Annotated in this window: 14 protein-coding genes and 1 tRNA gene; 2 read left to right on the forward strand and 13 right to left on the reverse strand. The window is 41.0% G+C overall.

From position 1 onward, the window contains the following. Positions 1-15: 15 nt before the first annotated feature. Positions 16-606: an RDD family protein gene (locus KEM09_RS01720; protein WP_212224465.1), complete on the reverse strand. Its 591-nt coding sequence runs from the start codon at positions 604-606 to the stop codon at positions 16-18. Positions 607-681: 75 nt separating this feature from the next. Continuing rightward, positions 682-3,534, reverse strand: coding sequence for a lamin tail domain-containing protein (locus KEM09_RS01725; protein WP_212224467.1), 2,853 nt, complete (start codon positions 3,532-3,534; stop codon positions 682-684). A 182-nt stretch (positions 3,535-3,716) separates the two neighbouring features. Here KEM09_RS01725 and KEM09_RS01730 point away from each other — a divergent pair, with 182 nt between their 5' ends. Then, positions 3,717-4,727: an aspartate-semialdehyde dehydrogenase gene (locus KEM09_RS01730; protein WP_212224475.1), complete on the forward strand. Its 1,011-nt coding sequence runs from the start codon at positions 3,717-3,719 to the stop codon at positions 4,725-4,727. Between the two features lie 53 nt (positions 4,728-4,780). Here KEM09_RS01730 and KEM09_RS01735 read toward each other — a convergent pair whose 3' ends face one another. The 3 genes from KEM09_RS01735 to KEM09_RS01745 all read right to left on the reverse strand — a co-directional run bounded on the left by KEM09_RS01735 (position 4,781) and on the right by KEM09_RS01745 (position 8,053). After that, positions 4,781-5,881 carry an adenylate/guanylate cyclase domain-containing protein gene (locus tag KEM09_RS01735; RefSeq protein WP_212224477.1) on the reverse strand — a complete coding sequence of 367 codons (1,101 nt, stop codon included), beginning with the start codon at positions 5,879-5,881 and terminating at the stop codon, positions 4,781-4,783. 163 nt (positions 5,882-6,044) lie between these two features. After that, positions 6,045-7,265 carry a GTPase HflX gene (gene hflX / locus KEM09_RS01740; RefSeq protein ID WP_212224484.1) on the reverse strand — a complete coding sequence of 407 codons (1,221 nt, stop codon included), beginning with the start codon at positions 7,263-7,265 and terminating at the stop codon, positions 6,045-6,047. Positions 7,266-7,369: 104 nt separating this feature from the next. Continuing rightward, entirely contained in the window at positions 7,370-8,053 is a 684-nt protein-coding gene (locus KEM09_RS01745) for an energy transducer TonB (RefSeq protein WP_212189531.1), read from the reverse strand. A 290-nt stretch (positions 8,054-8,343) separates the two neighbouring features. On the opposite strand from KEM09_RS01745, the gene KEM09_RS01750 reads away from it, so the two are divergent. Then, positions 8,344-8,417: transfer RNA gene (locus tag KEM09_RS01750), tRNA-Ala, on the forward strand. Positions 8,418-8,437: 20 nt separating this feature from the next. On the opposite strand, the gene KEM09_RS01755 is transcribed toward KEM09_RS01750, so the two are convergent. The 8 genes from KEM09_RS01755 to KEM09_RS01790 all read right to left on the reverse strand — a co-directional run bounded on the left by KEM09_RS01755 (position 8,438) and on the right by KEM09_RS01790 (position 16,613). After that, positions 8,438-9,295, reverse strand: coding sequence for a sensor histidine kinase (locus KEM09_RS01755; RefSeq protein WP_212224486.1), 858 nt, complete (start codon positions 9,293-9,295; stop codon positions 8,438-8,440). Positions 9,296-9,396: 101 nt separating this feature from the next. Further along, positions 9,397-9,750: a 7TMR-DISMED2 domain-containing protein gene (locus tag KEM09_RS01760; protein WP_212224488.1), complete on the reverse strand. Its 354-nt coding sequence runs from the start codon at positions 9,748-9,750 to the stop codon at positions 9,397-9,399. Positions 9,751-9,759: 9 nt separating this feature from the next. After that, positions 9,760-10,938: a hypothetical protein gene (locus KEM09_RS01765; RefSeq protein WP_212224490.1), complete on the reverse strand. Its 1,179-nt coding sequence runs from the start codon at positions 10,936-10,938 to the stop codon at positions 9,760-9,762. A gap of 49 nt (positions 10,939-10,987) precedes the next feature. After that, on the reverse strand, positions 10,988-11,689 hold the full coding sequence (locus KEM09_RS01770) for a DUF1361 domain-containing protein (protein WP_212224492.1): 702 nt from the start codon (positions 11,687-11,689) through the stop codon (positions 10,988-10,990). Between the two features lie 301 nt (positions 11,690-11,990). Beyond that, positions 11,991-13,574, reverse strand: coding sequence for a BCCT family transporter (locus KEM09_RS01775; RefSeq protein WP_212224494.1), 1,584 nt, complete (start codon positions 13,572-13,574; stop codon positions 11,991-11,993). A 6-nt stretch (positions 13,575-13,580) separates the two neighbouring features. Then, positions 13,581-14,711 carry a hypothetical protein gene (locus KEM09_RS01780; RefSeq protein WP_212224496.1) on the reverse strand — a complete coding sequence of 377 codons (1,131 nt, stop codon included), beginning with the start codon at positions 14,709-14,711 and terminating at the stop codon, positions 13,581-13,583. A 211-nt stretch (positions 14,712-14,922) separates the two neighbouring features. Then, the gene (locus KEM09_RS01785; RefSeq protein WP_212224498.1) at positions 14,923-15,534 is read right to left on the reverse strand and encodes a MarC family protein; all 612 of its coding nucleotides are present in this window, start codon (positions 15,532-15,534) and stop codon (positions 14,923-14,925) included. Between the two features lie 5 nt (positions 15,535-15,539). Continuing rightward, entirely contained in the window at positions 15,540-16,613 is a 1,074-nt protein-coding gene (locus tag KEM09_RS01790; protein WP_212224500.1) for an alanine racemase, read from the reverse strand. Between the last annotated feature and the right edge of the window lie 5 nt (positions 16,614-16,618).

The raw sequence follows: 16,618 nt of genomic DNA on the forward strand, positions 1-16,618 counted from the left end.
TTATAAATCTGGGTTTTATCGTATTTCAACCACCCGGGTCTTGCTCCACGCATCGTGCCAGCCTCTTTCTGCAAAAAGGAATGATAAGGCGTTGAAGGGCACTAAGCGGCAAAACGAGCGAATAAGTATCGTTGAAAAATCAGGCTTATTGCCGTTAACATCAATCACTTTTGTATTGGTAATCATTTTCCCCAGCGTACGGCCTGTCGTAGCTTCCATAATAAGGTAGTAGGTGAAGAATGAAAAGAACATCATGAAATATGAAAATCCCATATTATTCTCAAAATTATTAACTGCCTCAGGATTCACTATGGCTACTATCACACCAATAATTATGGCTACAAAGAACATGAATATATACGCAAAGATACCATCGAGCAGGTGGTTGACAAAACGCTTCCCTTTGTTTGCCTCTCGGGTATATAGCTGGTTGCGTATAGCTTCCATCTCTACTTTATGCTTTAGCTCCGGGTCTTCACTATAGGTTGTACAGGCCACCTGAAATTCAGCCGGAGCATTCGTCAGGCTGCAAATAATCCCTTTATGTGTGTCAAATTTCTGATGTTTGCAGGCTTTGCAAAATTGTAAACGTTCCTGTCTGTTCATTTTACCTTGTTCTTTGAGTCTTTTTCCGGGTATGAAAATACACTTTTACCATTGTATTTGGCTATATGTAAGTCATTAATTGGTGTTCTGTGCACTAATTACACATGTAAGCCGTTCTTCAACGGTTTTGCCGGAGGCGTAAGTGCATTGGAAATAAATAATATAAATACCAGGTGCCAGTGCAACACTTTGTTCATCTAAACCATCCCAGGTAAAATAGCCATTTTGGGCCAATGTCTGGTTGTTAACCAGGTAACGCACCTCATTGCCATAGCTATCATAAATGCGAATGGTGCCGATAGCACCTGTTTCTTCGGCAGTATAATAAATGTTCAGAAAATCAGTCGTCCCATCGCCATTGGGCGTAAAAATTTCAGGTGTAACTGAAACTGTTTTGGCGTCTAATTCGGGATTGTATGGCTCAGCTGTTTGTGAGTTGATATAGCCTGGTGTGGCGAAGCCTGCTGTTGATGCAGCTGAATGCCAGTTACTCGCATCATTAGCAGGTTTTTCCCATGATAAGCGCTCGAGTGATATCCCTTCTTTGTCTTTTAATAAATCAAAATGCATTTGTTCGCTGTAGTTAAACGCATCCAGAATGATACCTTGCTTATTGGTAAGTGCTACTATTCCTTCCTGATCGGGGTAGGAAGGTAGTGTTTTGGCCTCCAATAGAGCCATTTCATCCTTGCAGTTATAAAACTGTTTTATTTGGGCTATATCTAGAGTTATAGCCATGTAGCTTTGGGGCAACAGTAAGTGGTTACTATGTGCAACGGCGTGTAGCTTTTCAATGTTATCTCTATTAATTTCAGCCAGATATAGCTCACTCACATCGATAATTTTATCTGATTGGTTGTATATTTCAACAAAGTCCGCACCGTCGGGATAGGGATTGAACAGCACCTCATTGATTAGTAAATCGTTCTTTTCAAGAGAATCTGGTACGCCAAACAATCGAGGGTGCTCCAAATGCATGGGGTTGCCTGCCCAATCACTTATTTTAATAGCCGATATGCGATATGCATTATTTACGCGTAATGGTTCTGAAAAATGTATGGTCAGCTCACGCAGAAAGACTGAGTCTGATTCTTGCCTTTGTATTGTAAGTGAAGGCTCTATCTCAAAGGATATATTATCAGTCAATTGCATGGTTTCATCAAATGTAATCAGTAAGGCACTGTCGCTTTGAAGAACGCATTGCGAGATGTCGGGAGGCTGAATATCAGGATTCTCGCGATAAACCGAGTTGAGTGCGCCTGGTGTGCCTCCGCTTAAATTCATGCACCAGTGGTAATTATCTGTTTGCCCACTTTGATTGAGAGGATCAATGCGTTCCACGGACCAGCCGCCCTCACGTTTAAAACCTTCCCCTGGAATTGCAGCAGATGAATAGCGGAACGCATCCATAATATTATCATCAGCATCCGAAAGTACGAGATCGTAACCGATGTTGCTAAGCGCCGGCATATTCTTCACAAAAATAGCGGGCACATCCTCCGTCCAGCTATTTGCGTCAGCAGAATTGAGTAGGCAAATCATTGCCCCGGCTGAAAGAGTGGCTTCAGGTAATGTCACCTGTTTGTTGTTAATCCACAACTTCCAGTTATGTAATGATAGTTCAAATTCAGAAGTGTTAAGTAATTCAATGTACTCCACTTCTGGCAAACCCATTGAAGGCGTTGGATCGGCCATCCACTCGTTAAATACCACATCAAAACGTTTGGGCTGGTAAAACACAATTGAACTGGTTTTTTCAGGAATGATATCACCAATCGCATCAATTATGTTGCTGATGGTTAGCTGGTAGGTCTGTCCGTTGATAAGGGCTTTGGTCAGACTAATTCTAAAGGTGGTTGGATCAATTAGCTCGATATTGCTAAAGTCTGCCGAATGATCATCAATGATGAATATTGCATTAGTAAAACCTTCAGTATTAACGGGTTTTGTAAAATGCAGTTCCAAGGTAGAAGTATTAATAAGCTTAAGGCTGTTAATGCGCGTAACTTGGTAACTAAACTCAAAGGAAACAGGCTCTATGCTATTGCCAGCCATATCTTTAATGTCTTTAACTACTAATTGTTCAGCATCATTATCGCCAATAATTGGGTCGAAGAAGAGGGTAAGTTCGAGGTTATCACCCGAATAAGTATAGGAAGATGGATGACGACCACTATTCGCCAAAGAGAAGTTGTCATTGGTTATACTGCTTTCATCCAACGGTTCATTAAAGCGGAGTTGCATGCGTGAGCCATTAATGAGCTCAAAATAAGTAATGATCGGCGGCGTTTTGTCAGAGAATGGGAGACCATCAACCACAATGTCATCCAAAAAGAATTTGTCGGCGCGCGTTTTGGTGTATTTGCAATACCATCCAAAATAAGCTGATGGACTGTTGTGTTCGTATGTCGCAGTACCTTCCGTTATCCATCCCGAGCCCATATCAACATCCATCTGCCAGGTATTAGCGTTTCGGCTAACCTGCACAAGTGCATCAACACCTGAGAGGCTGAGGCGTCCTGCAAGGCCTTCCACCAATAGTTCTTTCTCGCCGTTTTCAACCTTATACAGGCAGATATTATCTGCGGTGTTTCCCAGTTCAACAAATACAGCAGTGCTAGCCTCAATAAGCTGACTATTATTACTGATGAGATACACACGCGCCAGGTTACTAGATGAAGGATTAAATCCCATCTGAACACGAAAAGTCCAGTTGGCTTCCTCAACAATATTACAGGCTGTTGACAGATAGGCTGTGCCAGCATCTGTATCATTGAGTTGAAGTTGCTGCTCAGAGTTAACAATAAACTTATCGTCATCACCTATCCATTGAGGCGCTGTTGTGAAGTTGTTGTCACTGAATGATTCATTTAATTGGGCTGTCAGGTTGAATGGCAGACATAGTAAAAGGACAAAAAATCGCATCATTGGGTTAAGGGTTAAAGTAAATATTTCTATTTTTGTATTGAAATGTAAGCAATTGAACAATCCACCAACAAACAACAAATTAATACATTTTGCTTACTATGTAAAGTTAATATCACCGTTGAGGTCATATTTTTTGTTTTACTATGAAAAGTATGATTTAAGCAATTTAAATTATTAGAGTAATGAAAGTAGCAATCGTTGGTGCTAGTGGCGCTGTAGGACAAGAGTTCCTGAGGGTTTTGGAAGAACGCAATTTTCCGTTGGATGAGTTGGTTTTATTTGGCTCTAAAAGGAGCGCAGGTAAAAAAATTACGTTTAAAGGTCAGCAGTTGACAGTGAAAGAACTTCAGCATAATGATGACTTTAAAGATATCGATATCGCTTTAACTTCTGCCGGTGGAGGTACTTCAAAAGAGTTTGCTGAAACAATTACCAAGCATGGTGCGGTTATGATTGACAATTCTAGTGCTTTTCGCATGGACGATGATGTGCCGTTGGTGGTACCTGAGGTGAATGCTACCGATTGTAAAAATGCCCCACGCAACATTATAGCCAACCCCAACTGCACGACCATTCAGATGGTGGTGGCACTGAAGCCAATCGAGGAGTTGTCGCATATTAAGCGTGTGCATGTGTCTACCTATCAGGCATCGAGTGGGGCCGGGGCAAGTGGTATGCAGGAGCTGGAGGAGCAGACAAAAGCCATTGTTAACGGTGAGGACACAAAAGTTGAAGCTTTTCAGTATCAGTTAGCCATGAACCTGATTCCACAGGTAGATGTGTTTACCGACAATGACTATACCAAAGAGGAGATGAAGATGTTTAACGAAACACGCAAGATTATGCACAGTGATATAGCAGTAAGCGCTATGTGTGTTCGTGTGCCTATTCTTCGTGCACACTCTGAATCAGTTTGGGTAGAAACGGAAGCCCCAATTACACCAGTGCAGGCTAAAGAAGCTTTTTCAAAAGCTGATGGTGTAATATTAATGGATGATCCGGCTAATAAAGAATACCCGATGCCTCTATTCTTAGCTGGTAAGGATGAGGTGTTTGTTGGACGTGTGCGTCAGGATTTAGCCAATCCAAATGGCTTAACTTTCTGGTGTGTATCCGATCAAATCAAAAAAGGAGCAGCTCTTAACGCTGTGCAGATTGCTGAATACATGATTAAAGAAGGGCTGATTAAGTAGGGATATTAAAACTAATAATATACGGAAGGAGTGATGCTAAGCATTGCTCCTTTTTATTTGCGCTTTTTCTTACGTTTAAGGCCGACCTGGTAAATCTGTATTCCCCTTGATTTTCCTTTCAGCTTAATAGTCTCCAGTTCTTTGGTTGCGAATTCTTCCGGATGACGAAGCGTCTCGTACAGAACACCAGAAATCAACAGGGATTGTTTGTATTGATTACACATGGATTCGATACGGGCGGTAGTATTTAAGGTGTCGCCATTGTACGAGATGTCGCGCTTAAACCGCCCCACCTGCAGGACCATAATTTCGCCCACGTGCATACCGGCTTTAAACTCAGGTTTGATGCCATAAATGGTGTCGTAAAAGAGGTTTTTGCCTTGAATAACTTTTTGAAAGGCGAAGAAAGCCTTCACGCAGTTGTTATTTCTAATGCCTCGCTTTAAATCCCATGAGATGATTGCACCATCGCCAAGGTATTGGTAAATAGCACCATGGTAGTTTTCAACAATAGCTAAATCGCTGAAAACATCCTGAACCAGATAACTGAATTTTTTGTGCCCTAACTTTTCAGCGATAGTAACCGATGACTTCATGTCGATAAACATAAATATGCGCTTCTCAACCCTTGGTTTATTAAGTGTTCCGGTTAGCCAATGTAAAAAATTGCCGACGCCTATTTTTCTGAATACACCTCTGAAAAAACTATTTAGAATACAGGAAATATAAAACCATACAATGAACCGGACGTGCTCAATGGTTAGCTCAGGCATAAGACGGTAATAGATTTGAAAGTCTTTTAACTCCTCCAGCTTAATGGTGGCATTGGCCGATAGAAATATAATAAGTAAAGCGATTAGCAGGTAGAATAAAAAACGGAGCAATACAATTATTCGGATGGGAGAGAAACGCATCAGTTTGTCTGAGAAAAGCAGATCAAAACTGGTAAACAGCACAGATGACATAGATGCCAGCAATACAGTATTACCGTAAATATCATCCTTTGTAAATAACTTAAAGTAGTTGATGAAAGTAGATTCATCGCCAGTGATGAACACATACATCGCGAGTGAAGCCAGCCAAAACAATAGGTGGTAGAAAAACGAATGAAAGAAGTTAAGGGTTCGTATTTTAAGCTTATCCAGTGAAAACATGATTGTTCAATAGCAAGATGTGAGGTGAATCAATATCCTGTTTACCTTATCAGCCCTGATAAGTTTCACTTCTCAAGCAAAAATTACAGGTTTAATCGCTTAGGTGTTGAACAGCAGATATAAAAAAGGAGAATGTTCGACATTCTCCTGATATGTATTGTGCTTATTCCAATTCACCTTCCTGATTGTATGAGTTGTAAAGATAATCGTTAAAGGGGAAACGTTGCGAATGTATCTTTTTTACCTCGTCGTAAATTATTTGCTTAAACCTTACAAAGTTAACTTTGTTCTTTGCCGATATAAAAATACAATCGGGCTGTTTGCCCATCCATGTTTCTTTCAGATCATCCAGCGAATAGTTTTCCCGTTTCTTAGGCGTAAGGTCGTCCTCATCTTTTGGGGTGTATTCGTAGGCATCTACCTTGTTAAATACCAGTATTGAAGGTTTCTCACGATTGTCAATCTCATTCAGGGTTTTGGTAACCACCTCTATCTGCTGCTCAAAGCCCGGATGTGATACATCCACTACATGAAGTAAAATATCAGCTTCGCGCACCTCATCAAGCGTAGATTTGAACGATTCTACCAAATGGTGAGGCAGCTTACGGATAAATCCAACAGTATCGGCCAATAAGAAAGGAATGTTATCGACCACCACTTTGCGAACGGTGGTGTCTAAAGTTGCAAAAAGCTTATTCTCGGCAAATACTTCCGATTTACTGAGTACATTCATTAATGTACTTTTGCCCACATTGGTATAGCCAACAAGTGCTACGCGTACCATTTTCCCACGGTTCTGTCGTTGGGTAGCCATCTGCTGATCGATCTTTTTAAGATCGGTTTTGAGCTTGGCAATTTTATCACGAATAATACGGCGGTCAGTCTCAATCTCTTTTTCACCCGGTCCGCGCATGCCAATACCACCTCGCTGGCGTTCAAGGTGCGTCCACATACGCGTTAATCGAGGCAACAGGTACTGGTATTGTGCTAATTCAACCTGTGTTTTGGCGTGAGCTGTTTGAGCCCTACGTGCAAAAATATCCAGAATGAGGTTGGTACGATCCAGCACAAGTACCTTCAGCTCGCGTTCGAGGTTGCGCAATTGCGATGGCGATAATTCATCATCAAAAATGATGGTTTTCACCTCATGCACCTTCATAAAGTCAATTATTTCCTGGAGCTTGCCTCGTCCAACAAATGTTTTGGGGTCGGGCATAGTCAGGTTCTGGGTAAAGCGTTCAAAAGGAATGGCTCCTGCTGTTTCGGCCAGAAAAGCCAACTCATCCAGATATTCATTTACCTGTTGCATGGATACTTCCGGTGTTTTAACCGCAACTAATACAACTTTTTCCAACTCCTTTTGTGATGAAGGACTTTCTATCATTTACAACCTTTTAGTTTTATTATTTGAGCGCAAATATAGTTCAATTTGAAGCAACAAAAAACCCCGCGTCCGCGGGGTTTTTTATATTGTTACTGTAGTAGTTACTACTGCAATACAAAGTTGATAGGCACAGTATACGATACTTTTACTGCTTTACCCCTTTGTTTACCTGGTTTCCAAGCTGGCATCGCCTGTACTACGCGAATAGCTTCTTTATCCAGGTTAGGGTCAACACCACGGGCAATTTTCACATCGGTTACTTTACCTTTAGTGTTAACAACGAAAGACACATAAACACGACCCTGAATACCGTTTTCCTGAGCAATAACAGGATACTTCACCGATTGTGCAATGTACTTACGTAACGCCTCTTCTCCACCAGGGAACTCAGGCATGTCTTCTACAATAAAGAAGACCGGTGCATCGTCAGACTCCTCTTCTTCCATGGCTAAGTCTGAGAAATCAATCTCAGTATCTTCTTCCATCTCAGTGTCTTCGATGTCTAATTCTTCATCCAACTCCACGTCATCCTCTACAATGTTTAATACATCGGCAACCTTTGGTGGTGGCGGTGGTGGCGGTGGTTTTACTTCTTCCTGCCTTGTGATAGGCATGATTTCTTCCTCGGCTTCAAGCTCTTCCACCATCTCAAACTGAGATGCATCCACATCGGTAGTAGTCCACTCAAACGCAATTAAAACAATTGCCAGGGTAACCACCAACCCGATCTGCATGAAGACGCTTTTCTTGTTCTCAAGATCTGCCTTCGGCGACTTTTTTACTTCCATAATAGATCAAAGTTTTGGTGCCTAAAGATAGCTATTATTACCAGTTTTTCTCAATTTAAATAGGACCGTTTCAATCCTCACCCAAATTTTGAGTGCATAAAAATAGAATTTTAAAATCAAATTTCATTCAAATTTCCATAGTTTTTAGGGTAGCTGTCAAGAGTAAATCCTAAAAAGGCATTTTTGTGACTAAAATCAGGTGCTCATTTTGAGTGGGAGTGTTGCGATAAATAAAAAAACATCTATATTTGCACTCGCTAAGGTCAAAAGGGCCTTACTGAAAAAGTGATGGGGGATTAGCTCAGTTGGCTAGAGCGTTTGACTGGCAGTCAAAAGGTCAGCGGTTCGATTCCGCTATTCTCCACAGAAAAGAGAGCTGAGGTTTCAGCTCTCTTTTTTTATGTTTTCGGGTTGTTGGTTTACCGGTAAGCTGATGTTGAACTCAGTGCCTTCTCCAAGTTGGGTTTTTACGGATATTTCTCCATTAAGTTTTTCGACTAATGCTTGTACGATAGACAGTCCTAGGCCATTGGAGCTTTCTCCATCCGTAGGTCTGGCCGATAGTTTCTGGAAGCGCTTAAACATGAGTTTCTGGTCATCCTGACTGATTCCCGGACCTTCGTCTCGTATTGATATATGAATTGAGGTTGGAGTATCATGTGTTTTCACATAGATTGTTTTCCCCTTATTTGAGAATTTAATAGCATTAGAAAGAATGTTGTTCAATATGCGGCTCAACATAAATGGATCGGTACTGTATGAAGAATTAGTCATGTTGTCTTCAAAATGCACCTTTTGTTCTTTATTTTCAATTTGTTGATGGAATGTTTTTAACCAATCATTAATAAATTGAGAGATATGAATTTTTTGGTGATTGACTTTAGAATAACCGAATTCGTATGAGTGAACATCCAGAAGGTCATCAATTAAATACAATCCATTTTGCGAAACAGAGTTGATGATAGACAAGTATTCATCTTGTTTATGATTTAATTCACCTTCTCGCTTAATTAACTCAGTAAAGCCGATGATGCTGCATAGTGGTGATTTCAAGTCGTGCGCAACTATATTAATTAGTCCGTCTTTTTCACGATTCAGATCCATTAACTTCTCATTAGTTTCGGTTAATTGACGATTCGTTTTTTGAAGCTCAATAGTACGGCTGGCTACCTCCTGTTCAAGTTTGCTTTTTTGGTCTTCAATAATGCGCTTATTTTCAAGCGTCGTCTCAACCACTTTCATTTGAGCTGCCAGTTTCTCACGCTCAATCTCCTCCTTTTCCCATTCAAACCGTCTTGATAGCAGGAATGACAGTAGAAATGCTTCAATTAGCGTGGCATATGCTACGCTGTGTGATGTATTCGGATGGAATCTTCCTGATAATAATAATCGGCAGAGGGGATCCCAGCCTGAGCCAGCTCCAGAATTGCATTTTCCTTTGTTTGATTATGAATGGTCAACCTGAGCCAAAAATAGGAGTCGGTATACCCCAGACTTAGTATTTTACTATCAGATGGCTTGAATTGCTCCTCAATGGCTTTTGAGCTAACGTCTTTGAATGTAAGTTGGCCACTTTGATCTTCAAGGAGCTCAACCTGATCGCCGATTGATGAAAATTCTTTTTTTTCATCCCATGTAATAATTTGAGCGTTACATATGAATGGAAAAATAATGAGAAGCCATATCAGGTGTTTCATAACAATGAGTTAAATGTCCAGAGGATTTTCTTTCAGGAATTTGGCCGGAATATTCAGTAATGTGGCACACGCTATCCACCAAACCCAGCAATATACGCCAAATGGTAAATAACCAAAATAGCCTAGTAAAGGCATTTCAAAAACATGAGCTACATTCACAAATGGAATACTATACTGCCAGTAGGCCGGGTCGTTAGTGAACAGAGCTGTCTGCCCATCATGTATGGCACTCAGGAAGTTTTGGCCTTCAAGTGTAAAGCCCGCCACCAGGTAGGTGAGTGCCGAGAGAAGCACAGGTGCCCAATTGCCTTTTGCAATAGGATCAAAAGGTGTCCAGATGCCAATTTTATTGAGGATTATTCCCAGTACCACAGGAGGTGATACCCAGAGTACAAAAAATAAGTAATTAGGGAATAGGCCCGCAGCAAACATTGACACAAGTGAGATCACAAGGATGCCATTTTTTAAGCCATTACTCAGTACTATCTTAATACCATTCCGAAATCTATTTGCCAGTTTTGGGAATGTCAGGAATAACAGGTACCACTCAAATGCAAGCGGCAGCAGGCCAGATGAGATTATAAAGGCATATAATAGGAATTCCTCTCTGTCAAGAATATTACCCCATGGATAGTACCAGTTATCATCCACAAAAAAATTCATGAACTCAAATATCATCCAACCCGTCATTGATGCTATGCCAATACCAATAAGTTCTTGTGGGATGATGGCTACTAATGATTTGCCTCCGGTACGTTTGTAAACAATGCCATCAAGTACCAAAACAGCACCCCAAAACAGTGGAACGTCACTCCAGTGAATGAACCAGGCAGGCTGTTTAAGGTGCAGAGCCAGAAAGGTGAGTGATATAGCCCAGCAAATAAGGCCAAACCAAAACCATACAGGTAGTTTAACACGAGGTATATTTCTTGTATTTTCTACGATAGTTTTCTTAAAACCAAACCACTTGGGCATGATGTATATAGCTGTAATACCCAGGCATACTATGGCGACAAACACAAATATAGGCAGGTTGAAACCTGGTTTATTGATTGGTTTTAGTGGAGGATACGCATAAAAGTCTGCCGGGAATTCCCCATTATAAAAGAAGTAACCGCCAAGCCAGGGCAGAAATAATAAAGCGGCCATGGCAAGCAGCAGGTATAGGATTTTTCGTGATATGGTCATGTTGTTATTGTTTTTGTGTCAGGATAAACTATGTATTGCAAGGATTATCTCATTTCTCCGGCGCAATCTCAATGCTGTTGATGTAATGAAAGATGATTAGTAAAAGATATTGAACTGCACCAAATAGCAGCATCATAGCATAGGCTGGCCAGTGCTCATGGATTGGCCACAGGGCTTCCCACACAATCTTAATAATCTGAATGGGTTCAAGAAAAATTTCCCATGAATATAGATAGCCATTCCCCAGTTTAATGGCTGATAGCAGTTCTCGTCCCATGTAGAAGCCAAGGCAGCTCATAACAATTGTAAAATGTATGGCTATATGCGCGAATGTGTTGCTGTAGCGTTTTTTAAAAAGCTGGAACATCATTTTCAACGATAAAAAGCCGTAAAATACCGATAGCATTGCCAAGGAAAAGATAATCAGTGTATCGTATTTGATCATTTCAGGATGTAGCTTAGAAATAGGATCTTGCGAATCATGTATGAGGTCGCTAATCATATACGGCGCATTGGGGTAGAAAATAAACCATAGAAAGCTGCCACCCCAAAAAAGTAGTGTATTAATCTTATGATTAAAGTGGTAAAGACAGGTGGCAATGGCAATCACCGGGAAGGAACCGATAAATAAGTTCGACCTCAGAAATGAATAAAAATCATTGCCAACAATGACATTGCGTATGACAAGAATTAAAAGGTTTGCAAAAGTTAGCAGCAGCACAATACTGACAAGAGATGGTTTTTTCTTCAATGCAAGAAAATTATAGGTTAAAACTAATTAACTGTGCTAAGGCAATAAGGTTGCGACTAAAAATAATTAAGTCATCGCAAATATCCAAGTTATTAGTTTAGCCTGTAACTATTATGTGAAGAAGGTGCTTGATGAATTCTTTTGTTTTTAAGGGGACTAGGTTAGTGGCGAATGAATTATTTTTTTAGCAGATTCAGAAATGAATACAAATAGCCTTCCAATTATAGAACAGGATAAATGGCCTATTCTATAATTGGGTGATTGGCTGGGGACTGTAGGGAAAGGATTGCCCGATAACATCTTATTGTTTTGGCAGGGCGTCCTTTTTCGTTGGTCCCGGATAGTTAGTGTGGTAATATGATTTGAGAGACTTGTAAAAGCTATAACAGAGGATGAGTAACAAAATGGCAAATGGCAGCCCGGTTAGGATAGATGCAGTTTGTAATGCCGTTAACCCACCGCCAATTAATAAAACACCCGCCACGGTTCCTTCCATCGATGCCCAAAATATTTTTTGACCAACCGGTGCATCGTGTCGACCTCCTGAGGTGAGCGTATCAACCACCATAGACCCGGAATCGGAGGAGGTGATAAAGAAACTCGCAACCAGCAATACCGCTATGAATGAAGAAAGAAAAGCTAATGGGTATTGTTCCAGTAATTTATAGATGGCTGTGGAGACATCTTCATTAACGGCTTCTGTAATAGCGGAGTTACCAATTAATTCCTGAAATAGTGCGCTTCCTCCAAAAACCGACATCCAGATGAATGTTAACAGTGTTGGCACAAGTAAAACACCTAATATAAACTCCTTAACTGTTCTGCCTTTGGAAATGCGGGCAATAAAAATTCCTACAAAAGGCGACCATGAAATCCACCAGGCCCAATAAAACACCGTCCACGAGTTCTGCCAGTGCTTGGCTTCTTTAACGCCCTTGTATGATTCGGTCCAGAAGCTTAACTCAAAAAACTCATTTAGATAGTGACCTACATTTTGGACGAATGATTTAAAGATAAAAACCGATGGCCCTACTATAACAACAAATAGCAGCAATATAATCGCAATTCGCATATTCCATTCACTCAGGCGTCTGATGCCTTTATCAAGGCCTAAGACTAGCGATAATGTAGCCATCCCGGTGATGATGATGATGAGTACGATCTGCACGTTTGTGTTCAGATTAAAATCAAACAAATAATGAAGCCCTGCATTGACCTGTTGCACTCCAAAACCCAGGGAGGTGGCCAGTCCAAAAATGGTCGCGATAACTGAGATGATGTCAATGGCATCGCCCAGCGGGCCATATATTTTATCGCCTAAAAGGGGATGGAAGATTGAGCGAATGGTTAAGGGAAGCTTTCTGTTGAATGTAAAGAAAGCTAAGGCGAGTCCAACAATGGCATATACCGCCCACGCATGCACGCCCCAATGTAGGAATGTGATGCCCATGGCTGATTTAGCGGCTTCAATCTTATCTGAGTTGTCAATCAGTGGGTTGCTGTTGTAATGAAATATGGGCTCAGCGACGCTCCAGAATAGCAGGCCAATGCCCATACCTGCGCTAAAAAGCATAGCAAACCAACCTTTTTTAGAGAATTCAGGTTTTGCATCTGCGCCACCTAAGCGAATTTTGCCAAATTTGCTAAAACCTAGAAATACCGCAAACAAGAGAAGTATATTAACCACCAATATAAAGAACCAACCCGTATTGTTGGATACGGTTGACTGAATCTGTGAAAAATACTTTTCCATGGGCTTGCCCACCAGTATGGTAGTGGCCACTAAAATGGCAATCACTAATAGTGATGTAACAAAGACCGGCCCATTGGCTTTAATGCCTAAAAATGTGCGCTTATCGCTTCTTTTATATTTCTGTTCTGTCATAATCCTTTAAAAATAGTATCCAACGTTAATGTTAAATCGCATATGCCATTCTGCATCTTTTGAGCCTTCTGCAAACGCATTTGTCCATTCAGGCCCTAACCAGGCATGATTTTTACCCCAGGCCGAATCGATGTATGTGTATATTGGTCCGGCCGCTACCATGCAGCCTACCACGTTCATGTATGAATCATGGAAGGTTTCTTCCGATTTGTTAAACCAGGAGAAATCGTTATAGAGTTTGAGGTAATCAATGTGTTGACTCTTGCAGGGGATGGTGTATGAGAGGGATGAACTTACTACCTGCCCCTTGGCTGCCACTTTATAAATGGCGCCATAGGCTCCCATTTCAATGGTGTTTTGATACTGTGCCGAGTCCTTCGGGTTTTTACTGAAAGTGAGAGCTTGTAACTTTACTTCCCAGTTATTCATTTTGTGCCGAAAGCCAATAGAAAGGGCTGAGTGATTCCCCATCTTGTTGGATACAAGGTTGTAAAGTCCACCGTACATGGCTGAAAATTCAATGCTGGTGTTAAAATTGCCGTCGGGGCTGTAGGCAAACTTGATATTTCCCTGGTTTACCTCTTTGTTTCTGCCTGCCACGTCGTAGGAATAGCGATTAGGTGAAATAGCTGAGTTATTGCCAAAGTTTAGTTCTTCGGCGTTTTTAAAGAAGGCTGCTTGTACCAGCAAATGGTCATAACGCTTCATCCATTTGATACCCATGTCATGGTCATCTTCAAGGCCAATGTAGTAGGGTAAGCTGAAAAACCAATTATTGGAATTGTAGGGCTGCAGGCCAAAAGGCACCTGGCATAAGCCCAGTTGGATTGAGCTAAAGTCGTTGATGTGGTACTCAATCCATCCTTGTTTCAGCATGCCACCACCAAAACTGTTGGAGTAGAAACGATACTCGGCATTAAAGCCAAGCTGCTTGTAAGTGCCGGTGGCATTCAGCCTGAAAACATCGTAGCCGAAATCACCACCTCTTTTCACTTGTTCTGGTTTCCAGTCGGATAAATTGTAGTTAAAGCGGATGGCACCCCCGATATTTACTTTAGGCAGTTGTTCTTCCTGGGCGTATCCTGTAAAACAAATCGTTACTAATATGAGTAGTATGTATATCTTTCTGTTTTTCATTCAGCTAAATGAGTTTTAATTATGCCTGCTATAAGTAGATGCATCCTGTACGAAATAGCATTCTTATAAACTTTGGTGGTGCTATCAGAGTAAGTTAACAGGCTTAAAAATATAGACTTGGCAAGTTTTGGAGGGTGCAAAAATAGCCACAATATTTCAAACCGCCAAAAAGGTTCTATGCGAACATAAATGGCAGTTTGAATCTCATTAGCTAAGAGGTCTTCATCCAGAATGTTAGGCCGGACATAATAAGTTCAATGGATACGGTGCCTAATAAAAGAGCAATAACACGTCCGGCGATATCGATGTATTGTTCAATGAGTTCTTCCTTTTTAGAGTGAATATGATCGTGAACGAACTTTAGCAGGATGATTATGGTAATACATAAAAGTATAGCTGTGGCTATGGCGGCTAAGGCCATTGGCTTATTTAGCCGTTCGCCAATAAGTACGCTGTAACTAATGGTGCCAGGACCAATAAAGATGGGCATGGCTATGGCACCGGCAATGTGTTTTGATTCGCCCCTTAGAGATTCGATAGAGGCATTGCCTTTAAAAACAAACTGTATGCCGGTGAGCAAAAATACAATGCCGCCGAATATTTGAAAGGAAGCCATGCGGGCATTAAATACGCTGCTGAAGATGCTGTCTCCCATAATGGCAAAGCAGGAGAAAACAACAAAACTGATTATCCCGGCTCTTAGGAGGATTCTCGCAAAGAGGTCCTTTGGCTTTTTCTTGACAATATCAATGAGGTAAACAATTAGCAGAAAAGGATTCAGCAGAACCAGGAGAAGCAAAACTGATTTTCCAAATTCTTCCATGATGATTAATTTTTAATTCGTTTGTCGATGTATTTAGAATTAATAATGCGCAGAACACCCATGTAGTCCATTTTAAACTCGATTAGGTCACCAACTTTGTAATTTTGCTTGTTTTCTTTCAGGTCGATGACTAACATATCAGAACTGGCACCAACAAAGCTTATTTGCTCATCAACGGGGGTGATGTGTTGCTCATCTACATCCAGCAAACCAAGGTCCAATATGGCCCGAAAAGATGTTTGTCCTATTTGATTGTCGTCAAATTCCACCTCATGACCTTCCACATTAACACCCATTTCGCCCATTGGTACGGCTGGCTTCTCGCTTAATTCTATAATCTCGGAATAGAGCTTAAACACATCTGAATGCATTTTTTTGTAGGGTGTATTGTTGTATACATCGGTGCCCAAAAACAAGGTTTCACCCACCCGAAAGTGATTAATTCCTTTGGGAAGCAGGTTTTGAAAGATGAGGGGAATGGTGACCGATGAGCCGCCTGAAACAAACTGTATTTGCTTATTGAAGCGGGCCTCAATTAATTGTTCGTACAGGCAAAGTTGTATGAGTTTATCATGATTGGGTAATACACCATACAGGCATGAGAGGTTGGTGCCAATGCCTACTACTTCAATGTTTTTAAGGTTAAAAACCTGCTTGTAGAAGCTCATGAAATGATCGCCCATTACACCTTCGCGCAATTCACCCAGTTCTATCATGATGATGATTTTATGGATGGTATTTTGTTTTATCGCTTCTTCGGATAGCAAGCGGATGGTGTTTATCTCTGTGTTAAGGCTGATGTTGGCATATTTCACAACATTGGCAATGGAGCGCTTGGCCGGAGGTTTAATGTAAATAGTTTCAACATCAGTATCCAGCTGTTTAATCATCTTTAAGTTTGAGATGCGGGAATCGCAAAAGCTGGTGATACCCATGTCGAGAAGTACTTTCAAATAATCACGATTGCCACAAAGTAATTTCGATACAACCGACCATTGGATGTCATTGCTCCTGAATATTTTATTGAGATAGTTAAAGTTCTTCTGTAGTTTGTCCGTTTCTAAAGTAATAAAAGCCATATCTG

The sequence above is a fragment of the Carboxylicivirga mesophila genome (assembly GCF_018271975.1).
In the GTDB taxonomy this organism is placed as follows: Bacteria; Bacteroidota; Bacteroidia; order Bacteroidales; family Marinilabiliaceae; genus Carboxylicivirga; species Carboxylicivirga mesophila.

Coding starts and splice junctions, on each gene's coding strand:
- KEM09_RS01780 (WP_212224496.1), bottom strand. CDS start 14,711: ATGAAAAACAGAAAGATATACATACTACTCATATTAGTAACGATTTGT.
- KEM09_RS01785 (WP_212224498.1), bottom strand. CDS start 15,534: ATGGAAGAATTTGGAAAATCAGTTTTGCTTCTCCTGGTTCTGCTGAAT.
- KEM09_RS01735 (WP_212224477.1), bottom strand. CDS start 5,881: ATGTTTTCACTGGATAAGCTTAAAATACGAACCCTTAACTTCTTTCAT.
- KEM09_RS01760 (WP_212224488.1), bottom strand. CDS start 9,750: ATGAAACACCTGATATGGCTTCTCATTATTTTTCCATTCATATGTAAC.
- hflX (WP_212224484.1), bottom strand. CDS start 7,265: ATGATAGAAAGTCCTTCATCACAAAAGGAGTTGGAAAAAGTTGTATTA.
- KEM09_RS01775 (WP_212224494.1), bottom strand. CDS start 13,574: ATGACAGAACAGAAATATAAAAGAAGCGATAAGCGCACATTTTTAGGC.
- KEM09_RS01790 (WP_212224500.1), bottom strand. CDS start 16,613: ATGGCTTTTATTACTTTAGAAACGGACAAACTACAGAAGAACTTTAAC.
- KEM09_RS01730 (WP_212224475.1), top strand. CDS start 3,717: ATGAAAGTAGCAATCGTTGGTGCTAGTGGCGCTGTAGGACAAGAGTTC.
- KEM09_RS01755 (WP_212224486.1), bottom strand. CDS start 9,295: ATGAAAGTGGTTGAGACGACGCTTGAAAATAAGCGCATTATTGAAGAC.
- KEM09_RS01765 (WP_212224490.1), bottom strand. CDS start 10,938: ATGACCATATCACGAAAAATCCTATACCTGCTGCTTGCCATGGCCGCT.
- KEM09_RS01725 (WP_212224467.1), bottom strand. CDS start 3,534: ATGATGCGATTTTTTGTCCTTTTACTATGTCTGCCATTCAACCTGACA.
- KEM09_RS01745 (WP_212189531.1), bottom strand. CDS start 8,053: ATGGAAGTAAAAAAGTCGCCGAAGGCAGATCTTGAGAACAAGAAAAGC.
- KEM09_RS01720 (WP_212224465.1), bottom strand. CDS start 606: ATGAACAGACAGGAACGTTTACAATTTTGCAAAGCCTGCAAACATCAG.